At 40.7% G+C, this 18064-nt stretch carries 15 protein-coding genes; 11 read left to right on the forward strand and 4 right to left on the reverse strand.

What is annotated here, in order from left to right; all coding sequences use genetic code 11:
* Window positions 1-82 precede the first annotated feature (82 nt).
* The 6 genes from DBR11_RS19775 to DBR11_RS19800 all read left to right on the forward strand — a co-directional run bounded on the left by DBR11_RS19775 (window position 83) and on the right by DBR11_RS19800 (window position 7585).
* Complete coding sequence (locus DBR11_RS19775; RefSeq protein ID WP_108554349.1) at window positions 83-823, forward strand: isoprenyl transferase; 741 nt, start codon at window positions 83-85, stop codon at window positions 821-823.
* 113 nt (window positions 824-936) lie between these two features.
* Entirely contained in the window at window positions 937-3447 is a 2511-nt protein-coding gene (bamA, locus tag DBR11_RS19780) for an outer membrane protein assembly factor BamA (RefSeq protein ID WP_108554350.1), read from the forward strand.
* Between the two features lie 7 nt (window positions 3448-3454).
* On the forward strand, window positions 3455-3985 hold the full coding sequence (locus DBR11_RS19785; protein ID WP_108554351.1) for an OmpH family outer membrane protein: 531 nt from the start codon (window positions 3455-3457) through the stop codon (window positions 3983-3985).
* Window positions 3986-4029: 44 nt separating this feature from the next.
* A complete protein-coding gene (locus tag DBR11_RS19790; RefSeq protein WP_108554352.1) occupies window positions 4030-4605 on the forward strand; it encodes an OmpH family outer membrane protein in 576 nt (191 codons plus the stop codon).
* A gap of 125 nt (window positions 4606-4730) precedes the next feature.
* Window positions 4731-5561 (forward strand): glutamate racemase, encoded by an 831-nt coding sequence (murI, locus tag DBR11_RS19795; protein ID WP_108554353.1) that lies wholly within the window; start codon window positions 4731-4733, stop codon window positions 5559-5561.
* Window positions 5562-5683: 122 nt separating this feature from the next.
* Window positions 5684-7585, forward strand: a complete 1902-nt coding sequence (locus DBR11_RS19800) for a class II glutamine amidotransferase (protein ID WP_108554354.1) — start codon at window positions 5684-5686, stop codon at window positions 7583-7585.
* 52 nt (window positions 7586-7637) lie between these two features.
* Here DBR11_RS19800 and DBR11_RS19805 read toward each other — a convergent pair whose 3' ends face one another.
* Entirely contained in the window at window positions 7638-8264 is a 627-nt protein-coding gene (locus DBR11_RS19805; RefSeq protein ID WP_108554355.1) for a LysE family translocator, read from the reverse strand.
* 149 nt (window positions 8265-8413) lie between these two features.
* On the opposite strand from DBR11_RS19805, the gene DBR11_RS19810 reads away from it, so the two are divergent.
* The 5 genes from DBR11_RS19810 (at window position 8414) to DBR11_RS19830 (ending at window position 14270) form a co-directional block, all read left to right on the forward strand.
* On the forward strand, window positions 8414-9844 hold the full coding sequence (locus tag DBR11_RS19810; protein ID WP_108554356.1) for an MFS transporter: 1431 nt from the start codon (window positions 8414-8416) through the stop codon (window positions 9842-9844).
* A 96-nt stretch (window positions 9845-9940) separates the two neighbouring features.
* Complete coding sequence (locus DBR11_RS19815; protein WP_108554357.1) at window positions 9941-10387, forward strand: dCMP deaminase family protein; 447 nt, start codon at window positions 9941-9943, stop codon at window positions 10385-10387.
* A 10-nt stretch (window positions 10388-10397) separates the two neighbouring features.
* Window positions 10398-11927, forward strand: a complete 1530-nt coding sequence (gene guaA, locus DBR11_RS19820; RefSeq protein WP_108554358.1) for a glutamine-hydrolyzing GMP synthase — start codon at window positions 10398-10400, stop codon at window positions 11925-11927.
* Entirely contained in the window at window positions 11884-13110 is a 1227-nt protein-coding gene (locus DBR11_RS19825; RefSeq protein ID WP_108554359.1) for an ABC transporter substrate-binding protein, read from the forward strand. Before guaA ends, DBR11_RS19825 begins: the two co-directional genes overlap by 44 nt.
* Window positions 13107-14270 (forward strand): RNA methyltransferase, encoded by a 1164-nt coding sequence (locus DBR11_RS19830; RefSeq protein WP_108554360.1) that lies wholly within the window; start codon window positions 13107-13109, stop codon window positions 14268-14270. The genes DBR11_RS19825 and DBR11_RS19830 overlap by 4 nt, the downstream gene beginning before the upstream one ends.
* 164 nt (window positions 14271-14434) lie before the next feature.
* Here DBR11_RS19830 and DBR11_RS19835 read toward each other — a convergent pair whose 3' ends face one another.
* The 3 genes from DBR11_RS19835 to DBR11_RS19845 all read right to left on the reverse strand — a co-directional run.
* Window positions 14435-15004 carry a MarC family protein gene (locus DBR11_RS19835; protein WP_108554361.1) on the reverse strand — a complete coding sequence of 190 codons (570 nt, stop codon included), beginning with the start codon at window positions 15002-15004 and terminating at the stop codon, window positions 14435-14437.
* 96 nt (window positions 15005-15100) lie between these two features.
* Window positions 15101-16570 (reverse strand): amino acid permease, encoded by a 1470-nt coding sequence (locus tag DBR11_RS19840; RefSeq protein ID WP_108554362.1) that lies wholly within the window; start codon window positions 16568-16570, stop codon window positions 15101-15103.
* Window positions 16571-16618: 48 nt separating this feature from the next.
* Window positions 16619-18064 (reverse strand): amino acid permease (locus DBR11_RS19845; protein ID WP_108554363.1); only part of this gene is annotated, 1446 nt, incomplete at its 5' end.

Genomic DNA, 18064 nt, shown 5'->3' on the forward strand with positions numbered 1-18064 from the left:
TAAATAGACTAATAATCATAGAAAATTTTACCTTTGTGTCCCAAAAATGTTAGACTTTTGGGGATCATTTTCATATAGTTAGATGGGATTTAAAGAACAAATTGACCTTACGCGTTTACCTGAACACATTGCAATTATAATGGATGGTAACGGCAGATGGGCAAAAAATCAGGGTAAATTCAGGGTTTTCGGTCATGAAAATGGGGTATTATCTGTGAAGGATATTGTAGAAGGATGTGCAGATATTGGGGTTAAATACCTAACGATCTATGCCTTTTCCAAAGAAAACTGGAACCGTCCTGTGGAGGAGGTTAATGCACTCATGGAGATTTTCATTTCTACCATTAATCAGGAAACACCAAGACTTACCGCAAATAATATCAGGCTGAATGCCATCGGGGATACTTCGTCATTGCCTCAGAAATGTATCGATGACCTGAAGGATGCCATGGAAAAAACAGCACACAATACGCGCTGCACTTTGACCATTGCCTTAAGCTATAGTGCGAAATGGGAAATTGTAGATGCAGCAAAAAAACTGGCCCAAAAAGTACTGGATAAAGAGATTGGAATTGAAGATATAACGGAAGATAATTTTTCTTCTCAGTTAAGTACATATAATATTCCTGATCCGGAACTGATGATCCGGACAAGTGGCGAACACAGGATCAGTAATTTTTTACTGTGGCAGATGGCCTACACCGAATTATATTTTACAGAAACCTTATGGCCCGACTTCAGGCGGGAAGACCTGTTTGAAGCTATTGTAGACTACCAGAAACGCGAAAGACGCTTTGGTAAAATTAGTGAGCAATTGAACTAATTTTACTTTTAACACTTTTTAACATGTGTTTAAATTAACTTAGCGACGATTTTAGATTGTAAATGAAAAGAATATACCAACTTATATTATTGTTATTGTTCGGGTTACCAACAATGGCACAGATCACACGCCCTTCCAATCCTGCAACACCTTCATTGAAAGTCAGTGGATTGGATATGGACTACTTTAATCCAAAAGAGTATGTTATTGGAGGTACAACATTAACCGGAGCGAAATATCTGGATAAGGATGTAATTATCACCTTGTCCAAACTGATCAAAGGAGAGCACATTACACTTCCAGGTGAGGCTACTGGTAATGCGATTAAAAATCTTTGGGCGCAAGGCTTGTTTGATGATATTAAATTGGATATTACCAAACTTGACCTGGATACGGTATACTTTGAGATTGAGGTTGTTGAGCGTCCGCGTTTAAGTTCTTTTGAGCTTGTTGGTTTAAGCAAGTCTCAAAAAACCGATATCATGGAAAAGCTGAATGCCAAAACCGGGAAGACAGTTGTGAATGAAAACCTGTACAATACTACCACAGGTACCATCACCAAATTCCTTTCTGAAAAAGGCTATTTTTTCACTAAAGTGAATTATAAAACCAAGCCGGATCCTACGCAGGAAAATAATGTGATCCTGGTGGTAGACGTAGAGAAAGGCCGTAAGGTAAAGGTGCATGAGATCAACTTTGAAGGTAATAAAGTTTTTAGCGATGCCAAGCTGCGTAAGTTTTTAAAGAAGACGAAGCAACAGGCATTTTATAAGATCTTTGGTTCTGGAAAGTTTAACAAGACAAAATACGAAGAAGATAAACTGAAGCTCATTGGTAAAATGCAGGAGCGAGGCTATCGTGATGCAGCTATTGTAAAAGACAGCATTTACCAGTACAGCGATAAAGCAGTAGGGATTAAGATAGACATTTTTGAAGGACCTAAATACTACTTCGGTAACATCACCTGGGTTGGAAATGCAAAATATGAAACCAAACTTTTGGAAAAAGTACTGAGCATTGAAAAAGGTGAGGTATTCAGTGAAGAAAAACTGGAAAAAAGATTAAGAGGAACTGGAAATAGTGATGATGTTTCCAGCATCTATTTGAATGATGGTTATCTGACTTTTAATGTTGATCCGGTACAAACAAAAATTCACGGTGATACCGTTGATCTGGAAATGCGTATTTACGAAGGACCTCAGTATACAAATAACCGTATTACGGTAAAAGGAAATACCATTACCAATGACCGGGTTGTACTGAGGGATGTTAGAACCAGACCAGGAGAGAAATTTTCAAAAGAACAATTGGTGAGAACGGTTAGGGAGATTGGGCAGCTGGGTAATTTTGATGAGTCTAAAACTGTACCTACTCCAAAACCAAATCCTGCAGACGGAACAGTTGATATAGAATATGCTGTGGAAGAAAAACCATCAGATCAGATTGAATTGTCAGGAGGTTTTGGTGGTGGACGTATCATCGGTACACTGGGATTGACTTTCAATAACTTTTCTTTAAGAAACTTGTTTAACCTAAAAGCTTACAAGCCGCTTCCAAAAGGAGACGGGCAGAAGTTAAGCTTACGTGGGCAAACCAATGGTAAACAATACCAGTCATATAGCTTCTCGTTCACAGAACCATGGTTAGGTGGTAAAAAACCAGTGAGTTTTGGATTAAGTGCTTTTACTTCCCTTTCTTCAAACGGTGGAACCGGGATTTATGGTGTAGATGAATCCAGTCCTCAATATTCTAAAATTCGCTTAAATGGGGTAACTGTAAGTTTGGGTAGAAGGCTAAACTGGCCAGATAACTATTTCCAGTTGACACACTCTATTAACATACAACAATATATTCTGAACAATTATCCAGGTTACAAATTTAGTACGGGTACTTCCTATAACTTTAACTTAACGCAAGAGCTGAGCAGGGATTCAAGGGATTCCCCTATATTCCCAACTGCAGGATCTTATTTCCGTTTTACAGTTCAGGCAACGCCTCCGTATTCTTTACTGAATAATGTTAACTATGCAACCGCATCAGACAAACAACGTTACAGATTTACGGAATACCATAAATGGAAATTTGAAGGCCAGTGGTTTGAAAGAATTGCAGGTAAGCTGATTTTGATGTCTCAAGCCCAATTTGGTTTCCTTGGTGAATACAATAAGGCGGTTGGACAATCTGCATTCGAGCGTTTCAAATTAGGGGGAGATGGTATGCAGGGCTTTGACTTCCTGCAGGGATCAGAGATTATTAAAATGCGTGGATATGCAAATAACGCTGTAATCCCTGTTGGTTCTAACCCAACTATCGCACAAAATTCAGGTAGCCCAATTTTTACAAAGTATGTGTTGGAATTAAGATACCCGGTTATTGCAAGTCAGCAGGCAACTGCTTATATTGTGGGCTTTGCTGAGGGTGGTAACACCTGGAACAAATTCAGTGACTACAATCCTTTTAACATAAGAAGGTCTGCAGGTATTGGAGCTCGGATATTTTTACCGATATTTGGGATGTTAGGTATTGATTATGGACATGCGTTTGACAAGATTCCTGGAGTACAGGATAACGGTAGACAAAACTTCACTTTCAGTATCGCACAGCAATTGGGAGGATTTCAATAATAATTTTATGAAGAAATATGTTTTAATATGCTTCTTGCTTTTCACCGGTGTTGGTGCCTTTGCACAGAAGTTTGCTTATGTGGATACGGAATATATACTCAAGCATTTGCCAGAGTATAAATCGGCCTTAAACCAGCTGAATGTTTTATCTCAGCAATGGCAGCAACAGGTGGATAATAATTTCACCCAGATTGATAAAATGTATAAATCTTATCAGGCAGATCAGGTGTTACTTACAGACGATATGCGCAAGAGAAGAGAAAACGAAATTATTGAAAAGGAAAAAGCAGCCAAGGATTTCCAGCGTCAGAAGTTTGGTCCGGACGGAGATCTTTTTCAGTCAAGAGCTAAACTTTTAAAACCTATCCAGGAGAAAGTTACTAAAACAGTTGCGGATCTGGCTAAAAGTAAATACATTGATTTTGTTTTTGACAAAAGCAGTGAAGCAACGATGATGATCTATGCCAGCAGTAGTTATGATCTGAGCAACGACATTATTATCAAACTTGGTTATAAACCAGGAACGGTTATCAAATAACACACAAACATAAAATTTAAAACAATTATTAAGGAAAAATAGAAATGAGAAAGTTAATTAATGTATTCTTTGTAGCGGCGGGATTGTTGTTTACGGCTAATGTAGCAAATGCACAACAAAAGATAGGGCACTTAAATTCAGAGGCAATATTCGCTGTTATGCCTGAAGCAAAAGCTGCGCAAAGTACACTTGAAACTCTTGCTAAAACTAAACAGGATGAAATCACTAAGATGCAGACAGAGTACCAGACAAAGTATGAGGCTGCTATAGCGAAACAAAAAACCTTAAGTGAAGCGAATAAAGATGTTGTAACTAAAGAACTTCAAACTATGGGTGAAGAGTTACAGGGAATGGAAAAACGCATTAACGATGCACGTGCAAAAGCTCAACAAGATGTTGCTACTAAACAAGGTGAATTGTTTGTTCCAATTAACCAGAAATTTGAAACTGCGGTTAAATCTGTAGCTAAGGAAAAAGGTTTGGCTTATGTGTTCGATATTGCTTCTCAGCAAGGTGCCAACAATTTATTGTATTCTGAAGGTGGTGATGATGTTACTGCCGCAGTTAAAACTAAATTAGGTATTTCTGCTTCAGCTGTTCCAGCTGCTCCAAAAAAATAATCGAATCAACCATCAGGAGTGGAAACTCATGATCGCTTCATCACCGATAAAAAGCATTACGCTCTGATGAAAAATATTTAAATTGGCGGACCTGAGGAATATTCCTCAGGTCCGTTTTTTTTAACATGAACAAAACAAATTCAATAGGGGTATTTGACTCCGGTTATGGAGGCTTAACGGTTTTTAAATCCATTATAAAGGAGCTCCCTGAATATAACTATATCTATCTTGGAGACAATGCACGTGCACCCTATGGAGATCATTCTTTTGAAACCGTTTATGAATATACGCTTGAATGCGTAGAATGGCTTTTTGCCCAGGGCTGTCCTTTGGTGATTCTGGCTTGTAATACGGCTTCTGCCAAAGCCCTGCGCACTATACAGCAAAAAGTACTTCCAATAAAATATCCTAACCACAGGGTGCTTGGGGTGATCCGCCCAACGGCAGAAGTGATTGGCAATTACACCAAAAGCAATACGATTGGAGTGATGGGAACCCGTGGTACGGTGAATTCAAATTCTTATCCTATTGAGATCGAAAAATTCTATCCTCAGCTAAAGGTTGTACAGCAAAGTTGTCCAATGCTGGTTCCACTGATAGAAAATAATGAACACCTGACATCCGGGGCTGATCATTTTATCCGTAAATATCTGGAGGAACTGCTGGGCAACGCACCGGATTTGGACTGTATTCTTTTGGCATGCACACATTATCCTTTGCTGATTCCAAAACTTGAACGATTACTTCCTAAGGAGATCTCCCTGATTTCGCAGGGTGAGATCGTTTCTGCGAGTCTGGCACAATACCTGCGTAACCATCCTGAAATCGTTGATAAAATCGGGCAACAAGGGCAACGGTTATTCTATACCTCTGGGGACACTACTGTTTTTGATACGAACGCATCTTTATTTTTTGAACAAACAGTACAGTCAAAACAAGTGCATCTTCTGCGTTAGGGCTTGCTTTGTGGGCCGTATTTAGCTGTTAGTCAGAGAATAGTAAATCCGGCGAAAGATTCTACTTCTTTCTAGGTTCTGAGTTTTATAAACGGTAAATTTGCGGCTCAAAACACACATCAATGAGTGACCAGATAAAACACGAGTGCGGAATTGCTTTTATCCGTCTTTTGAAACCCCTATCTTATTATCAGGAAAAGTATGGAACAGCCTTATACGGTTTAAATAAGCTGTACCTGCTGATGGAAAAACAACACAACCGTGGTCAGGACGGTGCAGGTATTGCAACCATCAAACTGGACGTAAAACCAGGTCATCGGTACATCAGCCGTTATCGTTCCATGGCGCAGAATGCAGTTGCAGATATCTTTGGATATGTACAAAGCAAGTTTGTGGACATTCAGAACGAAACACCGGAACTGATGAAAGACACAGAGTGGCTGAAAGCAAATGTCAGCTTTATCGGGGAGGTGCTGATGGGACACCTTCGTTATGGTACACACGGACAAAACAGCATAGAGAATTGCCACCCGTTTTTACGTCAGAACAACTGGATGACAAGGAACCTGGTTATTGCCGGTAATTTCAATATGACCAATGTAGATGAATTACTGGAGCAATTGTATGAGCTTGGACAACATCCAAAGGAAAAAGCAGACACTGTTACTGTACTGGAAAAGATCGGACACTTTTTAGATGATGAAAACCAGGAATTATTTGATGCGTATAAAAAAGAAGGATTTGATAACGTAGAGATTACGCACAAAATATCTGATGGATTAAATATTGCCAATATACTTCGCCGCTCTGCGAAAACATGGGATGGGGGATATGCCATTTCAGGAATAGTTGGAAACGGAGATGCTTTCTTTATGCGTGATCCAGCTGGTATCCGTCCTGCATTTTACTATGTTGATGATGAGATTGTTGTTGCAGCTTCAGAGCGCCCGGCGATACAAACGGCTTTTAATATTGCGTTTAAAGATGTTAAAGAAATTGAGCCCGGACATGCATTGATCGTAAAAAAAGACGGAACGGTAACTCAGGAAATGTTCAGGGAGCCCCTGGAAAAAAGAGCCTGTTCTTTTGAAAGGATTTACTTTTCAAGAGGATCAGATGCAGATATCTATAAAGAAAGAAAACACCTTGGAAGCCTGCTTTGCAAACAAATCTTAAAAGCGGTAGATGGCGACCTTAAAAATACCGTATTCTCTTTTATCCCTAATACAGCCGAAGTTTCTTTTTATGGAATGGTGGAGGGAATTCATGGCCATATCCGTCAGTTGCAGAAAGATGCTTTGCTTGGACGAAAGGAATTGATGAATGACCAGGAACTGGATGAACTCTTGTCTTTGAGCCCGAGGGTGGAAAAACTGGCCATCAAAGATGTTAAGTTGAGAACATTTATTACACAGGACGCTGATCGTCAGGATATGGTAGCACACGTGTACGATACCACTTATGGGGTGATCAAAAATCATACAGATACACTGGTGGCCGTAGATGACTCTATTGTAAGGGGAACTACACTTAAACAGAGTATTATCAAGATCATCGACAGGCTTCACCCTAAAAAGATCATCATTGTTTCTTCAGCGCCACAGATCCGTTATCCGGATTGCTATGGTATCGATATGTCTAAGATGGGACAGTTCGTTGCTTTTGAAGCTGCAATACAACTGCTACATGAAAGAGGCTTAAAGCATATTATTGAAGAAGTTTATGATAAATGTAAAGCTTCGCTATTGTTGCCTAAAGAAGAGATTGTAAATCACGTAAAGGATATCTATCGTCCTTTTACACAGGAAGAAATCTCTGCGCAGATAACGAAGATCATTACACCGAAGGATACAGTTGCTGAAGTAGAGGTGATCTACCAAACGCTGGATAACTTACATATTGCTTGTCCAAATCACACTGGCGACTGGTATTTCTCTGGAAATTACCCGACCCCGGGAGGAAATAAAGTAGTAAACAAAGCATTTGTAAACTGGAAAGAAGGAAGTAACCAGAGAGCTTACTAAGTGTTTTAACAGATAAAAAAAGCCCTTGCCTGAAATCAGGCAAGGGCTTTTTTTATCTGTAATATTTTAGGATGACTTCAACAAACAACCTGATGGCAAAGATAATGATCACCCCTCCGGCTATGCGGTTTAGGGTCTGGATAGATTTTTCTTTAATCTTGTACCTCAGTTTTGCTGCATAATAGGTTTTTATGGAATCCATGGAAAGTTGTGTAGCCATAGCAATGATAAAGAAGACGATCTTCTCGTTCATATCATAATGCAATTGTACAGAAACAATTCCGCCAACCATGATCCAGAACATTAGGGTGGTTGGCGACAGCAGGCACATCAGGAAACCTTTGATAATATAACCCCGTTTCCGGATTTTGATCTTTTCATCAATTTCGTAATTGACCTTTACTTTCTTAATCAGATAATACAGGCCAATACCCAATAGGAAGAGGCCACCAATAATACCTATGTACTGATTGTATTTTGAATTGTAGTTTACAAACTGTGAACTGAAAATGGTGGCGCTGATGAATACGATGTCACTTAGTATAACGCCAATGGCTAAAGAAAATCCCGCTTTAAATCCCTTCTCAATACTCGTTTTAATCATGGAGAAGAATACAGGCCCCGTTAAAAACGAAAACAAAATCCCTGCACCTATCCCTTGTAATATTGCTTCAAACATCTAACCTAAACGTATTTTTATGCAATATGCAATTTTATACCTTAAATACTCCTATTTTTTTTACTAGTTTTAGCGTGTAAACAATACACTTTGGTATACAACAATTTTTATTTAAGTTTAGCGCTTAAAACTTTTCACTAACCATAAACATGGAACAACAAACACAGACCAAATGGGGGCAGTTCATACCCCTCGTCACGGTATTCTTTTTTTGGGGCTTTGTAGCCGCCAGTAATGACATCTTAATTCCCGTTTTCAAAAAAGCCTTTGACCTTACCCAAAGCCAAAGTCAATGGGTGTCATTAGCCTTTTACATTGCATATACCGTAGGTTCATTAATCTATAATGCAGTTTCGGTTCTTATGAAACAAGATCTTGTTAACAAGATCGGTTACAAAAATTCATTGGCATTAGGTCTGGTTATTTCTGCTGTAGGAACTTTATTGTTCTATCCTGCGGCCAACTTAGGCTCCTTTCCGCTGATGTTGTCTGGTCTGTTCATTGTTGCCCTTGGGTTCTCCCTGCAGCAAACAGTTGCCAACCCGCTTGCTATCGCTTTAGGTCCAATTACAACTGGGTCACAGCGTTTAACGCTTGCCGGAGGGATCAACAATTTTGGTACAACGATAGGTCCTCTGATTGTGAGTTTTGCTATTTTTGGTTCCTTGTCCAGTGCAAGTGAAAACGTAAGTATAGAAAGCGTTAAAGTTCCTTATCTGATTTTAGGCGTTGCTTTTATTGTGGTGGCGATATTCCTGAAATTGTCTTCTTTACCCGACAGGCCAACCCTGGTTGAGGCTAAAGTAGAGGATTCAAGTATGAAAGGCTCAGCTTTAAAATACCCTCAACTGGTATTAGGAATGGTTGCAATTTTTGTTTATGTAGGTGTCGAAGTATCAACTGCCAGTAATCTTCCCGCTTATATGGAAAGAGATCTTGGATTTGCAATTAAAGATATTGCACCCTATGTATCTCTGTATTGGGCAAGTATGATGATTGGCAGATGGACCGGCGCGGTTGAGGCTTTTACAGATAATGTAGGTACCCAGAAAATATTAAGATTTATTGCCCCTTATTTGGCTTTTGCTATCTTCTTAGGCGTGAATGCAATGTTTCATCATGACCTTGCGCCGTTTTATGTATATGGATTAATTATCCTGGTATTGATCATTGCGGATATGGCGAGTAAAGGAAATCCGGCCAGGATGCTCCTTATATTCTCTTTTATAGGGATTACAGCTTTGTTGATCGGTATGTTTACCAAAGGTATGGTGAGTGTATATGCCTTTACCAGTGTGGGATTGTTCTGCAGTACCTTATGGCCTTGTATCTTCACTTTAGCAGTAAGCGGACTTGGTAAAAACACCAGCCAGGGCAGTAGCTTCCTGATCATGATGATCATGGGTGGTGGTATCATCAGCTGGGTTCAGGGTTATGTGTCTGAATTCACCGGTATCCAGTACAGTTATGTTGTAGGTATTATCTGTTTCTCTTACCTGGCATTTTATGCCTGGAGAGTAAGCGGGATCCTGAGGTCGCAGGGCATCAGTTTCGATAAGAAACTTTCCGGCGGACACTAGAGGAATAAAACGATAGAGAAATCCCTCCCTGAATAAATAAGGGAGGGATTTTTTTTTCCTCTATATTTGCATCCCGTTTAATTGAAAAACAGTTCCATGAAGAAAGGATTTAAAGATATATTTATGCACCTGGCCACAGATCTGTCTGCCCGTTCACATTGTGTCAGGGCCCAGGTAGGCGCCGTTTTAACCAAAGATACCCGGATCATCTCCATAGGCTATAACGGCCCTCCTTCGGGCACACATAACTGTGATGAAGAATGGCCTGAAACGGGTTGTGACAGGGACTCCAGGGGCAGTTGTTCTCTTGCATTGCATGCAGAAGAAAATGCCATCCTGTTTGCTACCAAGAATGGTTCCAATATTGAAGGTGGAACTTTATATACCACATTGTCCCCCTGCATTGCCTGCGCACGTTTAATTCTCTCTTCAGGCATCAAGGTAGTGGTTTATAAAGACTCTTATGCAGAGTATAAAGGACTTCCGAGCGATGAGGGGGTTGATTTCTTAAAAAGATTCGGTGTAGAAGTGAATAAATACTAACTTTGTGTCCATGCTAGAAAAAATCATAATTCTCGATTTTGGATCCCAATATACACAGTTAATTGCACGCAGAGTTCGCGAATTAAACGTTTATTGCGAAATATATCCTTTCAATAACATTCCAGAGTTTTCATCAGACGTAAAAGGTGTTATCTTTTCCGGTAGTCCTTATTCGGTACGCCAGGAAGATGCTCCTCAAATCGACCTGTCCAGATTCCATAAAAACTATCCAGTACTGGCTGTTTGTTATGGTGCTCAATACATTGCTCAGCAATCCGGAGGGGAAGTTCAGGCTTCTTCTACAAGGGAATACGGAAGGGCAAATCTGAATTATGTAGCTAAAGGAAATCCACTTTTCAAAAACATTTCCTCAGATTCTCAGGTGTGGATGTCTCATGGAGATACCATCACTGTTGTTCCTGAGGATTTTGAGCTGATTGCCAGTACAGACAGCGTAAGAGTTGCTGCCTTCCAGGTTAAAAATACCCAAACTTACGCAATTCAGTTCCACCCGGAGGTAACCCACAGTTTGGATGGCAAGCAATTGCTTCAAAACTTCCTGGTTGATATCTGTGGATGTCATCAGCAGTGGACACCGGATGCCTTTGTGGAAACGACTATAGCCGACCTTCAGGCAAAATTAGGAAATGATAAGGTTGTACTTGCCCTTTCCGGAGGTGTGGATTCCAGTGTTGCTGCAATCCTGTTGCACAAGGCTATCGGGAAAAACCTGCACTGTATTTTTGTTGATAATGGTTTGCTTCGTAAGGGAGAATATAATGCGGTTCTGGAACAATACAAACATTTGGGATTGAACATCAAAGGTGTAGATGCCAAAGACCGTTTTTTAAGTCAGCTGGCAGGTATTAAAGACCCGGAATTAAAACGCAAGGCTATTGGTCGTGTATTTATTGAAGTTTTTGACGACGAAGCACATTTGGTACAGGATGTAAAATGGCTGGCGCAAGGGACTATTTATCCCGATGTGATCGAATCCGTTTCTGTTAAAGGTCCTTCAGCAACTATAAAATCACACCATAATGTAGGTGGACTACCAGACTTTATGAAGTTAAAGGTAGTAGAACCATTAAATACACTCTTTAAGGATGAAGTAAGAAGAGTAGGGCGTTCATTAGGTCTGGAAGATTTTATTATTGGCCGCCATCCTTTCCCTGGTCCGGGGCTTGCCATCAGGATCCTTGGAGAAGTAACAGCCGACAAAGTCGCTATCCTTCAGGAAGCTGATGCCATTTATATCAATAACCTTAAAGAAGCCGGTCTTTACGATAAAGTTTGGCAGGCCGGAGCCATCTTCTTACCTGTACAATCTGTTGGGGTAATGGGAGATGAGCGTACCTATGAGAATGTAATTTGTCTCAGGGCTGTAGAATCTGTTGATGGAATGACTGCCGACTGGTGTCATCTTCCATACAATATACTCGCTAAAATTTCTAATGAAATCATTAACAAAGTAAAAGGAATAAATAGGGTAGTATATGATATTAGTTCAAAACCACCGGCTACGATTGAGTGGGAGTAAATATTTCCTATTGATCCTTCTTGGGCTGTACCTTTCTTCCTGTTCGAAAAAGGTACGGCCCAATAAGAATAAAGTTACAGCCGAAGTCAAAAAAGAAGAAGATAAACCCACCAGGAAATTTACCCAGGCGAGTATTTCTTTGCTTGTTCCATTTAAACTGAACGAGTTTAAGCCAAAAACGGAAAATAAAGCCGATATAGAGCGATATGCCATGGCCATTGATTTCTATCAAGGCTTTAAAATGGGAATTGATTCTGCGGCTGCTGCAGGCTTAAATTTCAAGGTGAATGTTTATGACACCCGGGATGACAATGATCAGCTGAACCGCTTGTTCAATACCGGCAGTTTATTGGAAAACAATTTGATTATTGGTCCGGTCTTTCCGGATGGGCTTAAAGCAATGGCTGCCTATTCCATTGCCCACCAGCTACCAGTTGTTTCTCCATTGGCCGCTACACAGCCATCAGAGTTTGGAAACCCGAACCTCATTTCCATAGTTAATAATATAGACCTTCATGCCAAGAAGATAGGCAACTTTATTGTCAGGAAATATGATCCGGCAAATACGGCTGTGATATTGATCAATACCAGGAAGAATGGAGATGAAACCCTGGGAGAACCATTGAGGGAATACTTTGTTTCGCAAAAAGCCAGCAAATTTAAATTCGAAGAATATGCTTCTGTTTTTACCATGGAAACAAAAGCTGTGAAAACTAAAAAATATGTGGTCATGCTGAGTTCGTCTGATCGGAAGTTTGTAGCGGCAAGTATAGATAAACTGGTGAAAATGAAGAAAGCAGGGTTTGATATTGATCTTTTTGGTCATCCTGACTGGGTGAAGCAAAATTATACGACAGAAAAACTACAACTGCTCAATACGATAATCACTTCTTCCTATAAGGTAAATTACAAGAGCCCTGTAGTGATAGACTTTGTAAAAAAGTACCGCAGGGCATTTAGTTTTGAGCCAAGTGAGTATTCTTTTAAAGGCTTTGATATTGGTTATTTCTTTGGAAAACAACTGTCGGAACATGGAGAAGGTTTCCTGAAATACTTAACCAGAGAACGATATAAGGGTTTGCATAATTCCTTTAATTTTATCCATGACCCTCAATATGGGTATATCAATACCAGCCTGATGCTTTTAAAGTATAAGGACTACGATTTAAATATAATAGAATGAGATTAGAGCACCAGATTAAAGCTTTTGAGCTGATCTTGAATAGCTATGACGGCGCTTTGCCGCTGCACCGGTTTTTAGTGGGACATTTTAAAAAGTATAAACAAATGGGCTCTTCTGACAGGCGTTGGGCCAGCCGGTACATTTATAGTTTTTATCGCCTTGGTAAAGCTTTACCTGCAGAAAATACATTGCAGCGTCTCGCTGTTGCCGATTTTTTATGTAACAACATCAGCAGTTTGATGATTGAGGCATATTTGCCGCACCTTGCCGAGCAAGTAGAACTTCCTGTCCCGGCCAAACTTGCGCTGGTCGGTGACCTATACCCTGCGTTCCATCTTGAAGACGTATTCCCTTTTTTCGGGTTACTTTCTGGGGAGATTGATAAAGAAGCCTTCTTACAGTCTTTCTTTATCCAGCCGGACTTGTTCATCAGGATACAGCAAAATCAATCTCTGGGGATCCTAAATGCCTTAAAGGAAGCGAATATAGCGGTGCATGATATCGATGAGAAAACATTTGGACTTCCGAACGGAACTAAACTGGAACAGGTATTACCCAACCAGGGATCCTATCAGGTACAAGATCTGTCTTCTCAGAAAACAGGTGCCTTTTTCCAGCCTCAAAAATATGATTACTGGTGGGACTGTTGTGCTGCTTCTGGTGGAAAATCTCTGTTGTTACACGATCTGGAACCAAAGATTGAATTGTTGGTGAGTGATGTACGGGAAAATAGCCTGCGCAATCTGGAGGAACGTTTTCAAATGGCCGGATTGAAAAAATATCAGAAAAAAGTACTTGACCTGCTTCAGAATAATGATCAGGAATTACATCACTATGCTTTTGACGGGATCATTCTGGATGCACCATGTTCGGGTTCTGGTACCTGGGGACGGACACCGGAAATGCTGACGACATTCGAAGAGCATAAAATAGCTTACTTTAACAAACTGCAAAAAAGTATTGCTGCAGGTGTTGTCAAATACCTAAAAGAGGGGAAACCTCTAATTTACATCACTTGCTCTGTTTTTAGACAGGAAAATGAAGATGTGGTGGATTACCTGCAAAAGGAACTGGGGCTGAGCCTGGAACGTATGGAGGTCATCAAAGGTTATCAGGATAAAGCCGATACCATGTTTGCTGCGAGGCTGATCAAGAACTAATCCCTTTTGTTTTGTTGGTGGGGGTGTAGCCAGTGGCGCACGCTTTCCTTCAGATGCCTCAAGGCTTCAATACAGATGGCCAACAGGCCAATAATCAACGTATATTGTTCAAAGCTGTTCATATACTTATCGCTTAACTATAAGACGCAATCCTGCAGAAAAAGTTACAGGTGGGTATTACTTCTGAACAATTTAATAGCAATGGCCAGTAAGATAATTCCAAATGCTTTTCTTAATACATTGAGCCCGGATTTGCCAAATAGCTTTTCCAGTCTTTCCGTGTTTTTCAGAACAAAATAAACGAAAAGCATATTGATCATAATCCCAGCAATAATATTTTGGGTAGCGTATTCTGTTTTTAAGGAAAGTAAGGTGGTCATTGTTCCTGCGCCGGCAATTAAAGGAAAAGCCAGCGGCACAATGGATACAGTTTCAGGAGCATCTCCTTCTTTAAAGATCGTGAGGCCGAGCACCATTTCCATAGCAATAAAGAAGATTACAAAGGAACCTGCAATGGCAAAGGACTCCACATCCAGTCCAATTACTTTTAGTAAAGTTTCTCCGGCAAACAAGAAAATGATCATTAATACTGTGGCAACAATGGTCGCCTTTTCAGACTGGATATGTCCGGCTTTTCTGCGGAGTTCAATCACTACAGGAATAGCACCTAAAATGTCAATGATGGCAAACAAGACCATAGAGGTGGAGAGGATTTGGCGTAGGTTGAATTCCATAGCAGCGAATTTAGACTACAAAGCTAAGCAATAAATGTTGATAAAATAAAAGAGGCCCCTGGTTACAGGGGCCTCTTTTATTTTGATTTAAAGAATCTATCGTGCAGCATTTCTGATCTTACTGTGTTTTTTGCTGTAGGCAAAGTAAATGGCAATACCAATAGCCATCCAGATGGCCAAACGCTCCCAGCTTACAATAGGTAATGAAGCCATCATCAATACACAGACAATAACCCCCAATATTGGAATCAAAGGTACCCAAGGTGTCCGAAAAGGCCTTTCCAGATTTGGTTCTGTTTTTCTCAGGATCAATACCCCTATACAAACCAGGGAGAAGGCAAACAGTGTACCTATACTTACCATATGACCTAAGTCGGAAACCGGTACAAAGCCTGTAAACACACTCACAAAAACCATAAACATCAGATTGGTTTTCCACGGTGTTTGATTTTTATGGTGAAGATCTGAAAACATCTTTGGCAATAAGCCATCTTTACTCATGCTGTAAAATACCCGGCTTTGTCCAAGAAGCATCACCAGGATTACAGAGGTGTAACCGGCAAGGATTGCAATCATTAAAAAACGGTTTAAGAAGGTGTAACCAGTTTGTGCAAACGCCGTTGCAACCGGTTTGGCGTCACCTGCAAATTTGGTGTAATTCTCCAGCCCTGTCATTACATAAGCGAAGAGTACATATAAGATGGTACATACCACCAGTGAACCAATAATCCCGACAGGCATGCCTTTTTGAGGATTTTTAGCTTCCTGTGCCGCTGTACTTACGGCATCGAAACCAATAAAAGCGAAGAAAACAACACCTGCACCTCTAAGGACACCACTAATTCCAAAATGTCCAAAGTCATCACTGGAGAAGAAATCAAAGAAACCACGGGTACCTGCTCTTACCGCCTCTTCACCAGCATTAGGTGGAATGAAGGGATGGTGATTTGCAGAATTAATGAAACCCCAGCCCAGGGCAATGAAGATCAATACAACTGCTACTTTTACAATTACGAGGATATTGTTCACAAAAGACGAATCTTTAGTACCTTTCATCAGTAGCAATGACAGCAGGCAAACGATAACAATAGCGGGGATATTTACAATTCCGCCTTCCCAGGGGCCGTGCAACAGGCTACTGGGAAATTCGATACCGAACTCCAACAGAAACTGAGAGAAATATTGTGACCAGCTGGAAGCGACTGTAGCTGCACTCAGTGCATATTCTAATACTAAATCCCATCCAATGATCCAGGCCATGAATTCACCCATGGTGGCGTAGGAATAGGTATAGGCACTCCCGGCAACAGGAATCATTGAGGCAAATTCTGCATAGCAAAGCCCTGCAAAACCACAACCTACTGCAGCGATGATGAACGAAAGAATAACCGCTGGTCCGGCATTATCTGCAGCAGCGATACCAGTAAGGGAAAAAAGTCCTGCACCTATGATTGCCCCAACACCTAAAGCCACCAGGTTGAAACTGGTCAGGGAACGTTTTAATGTGCCCTCGCCACTCTCATTTGCTTCAGCCAACAGTTGTGGAATAGATTTTTTAAATAGCATATTTTAGTTTGATGATTAAATTGTATGATATTGATTTTTTAAAGAAACTTAAGATTTAGAACCTTGGCTGTATTCATTTCTAATCTTACTGTGTTTTTTACTGTAAGAGAAATAAATGATGATACCCAAAGCCATCCATATGGCCAGACGTTCCCAGCTTACGATAGGCAGTGAAGCCATCATCAGCACGCAAACCAGAATACCCAATATAGGAATTAATGGAACCCATGGCGTCCGGAATGGTCTTTCCAGTCCAGGGTCAGTTTTTCTTAAGATCAATACGCCAATGCAAACCAGGGAAAAGGCAAACAAAGTACCTATACTCACCATATGGCCCAAATCTGATACTGGAACAAACCCGGCGAAAATGCTTACGAAAATCATAAACACCAGATTGGTTTTCCATGGGGTCTGGTTTTTTGGGTGGAGATCAGAAAATACTTTTGGCAATAAACCATCTTTACTCATGCTATAGAATACACGGCTTTGTCCTAATAGCAAAACCAGGATAACAGAGGTATAACCTGCAAGAATGGCAATCATTAAAAAGCGGTTCAGAAAGGTATACCCGGTTTGTGCAAATGCAGTAGCAACTGGTTTGGCATCGCCCACAAATTTCGTGTAGTTTTCCAATCCCGTCATTACATAGGAGAACAATACATACAATAAGGTACATACAACTAAGGATCCAATGATACCAATAGGCATACCTTTTTGTGGGTTTTTAGCCTCCTGTGCTGCTGTACTCACCGCGTCAAAACCAATAAAAGCAAAAAATACAACTCCTGCTCCGCGTAAAACGCCACTGATTCCGAAATGTCCAAAGTCCGGACCGGAGAAAAATTCAAAGAAACTTTTTGTGCCTGCTTTTACGGCTTCTTCACCAGCATTAGGTGGGATAAAAGGATGGTGGTTGGCTGGGTTGATGAAGCTCCATCCCAAAGCTATAAAGATCAATACAACCGCAACTTTTACAATAACCAGGATGTTGTTTACAGAAGAAGAATCTTTAGTCCCTTTCATAAGCAACAGAGATAACAGCGTTACAATAATGATGGCAGGTACATTTACAATCCCACCTTCCCATGGTCCGTGCAGGAGTTTACTGGGAAATTCAATCCCGAACTCCAATAAGAACTGAGAGAAATATTGCGACCAGCTGGATGCTACGGTAGCCGAGCCGAGGGCGTATTCCAGAACCAGGTCCCATCCAATGATCCAGGCCATAAACTCTCCCATAGTAGCATAAGAATAGGTATAGGCACTTCCTGCAACAGGGATCATAGAGGCAAATTCCGCATAACAAAGGCCTGCAAAACCGCAGCCAACTGCAGCTATGATGAAGGAAAGAATAACAGCAGGTCCGGCATTATCTGCCGCTGCAATACCGGTAAGGGAAAAAAGCCCCGCACCAATAATGGCCCCAACACCCAGGGCCACCAGATTAAAGCTGGACAGGGAACGCTTTAAGGTACCCTCTCCACTCTCATTCGC

The organism is Pedobacter sp. HMWF019 (assembly GCF_003061025.1).
Taxonomy (GTDB): domain Bacteria; phylum Bacteroidota; class Bacteroidia; order Sphingobacteriales; family Sphingobacteriaceae; genus Pedobacter.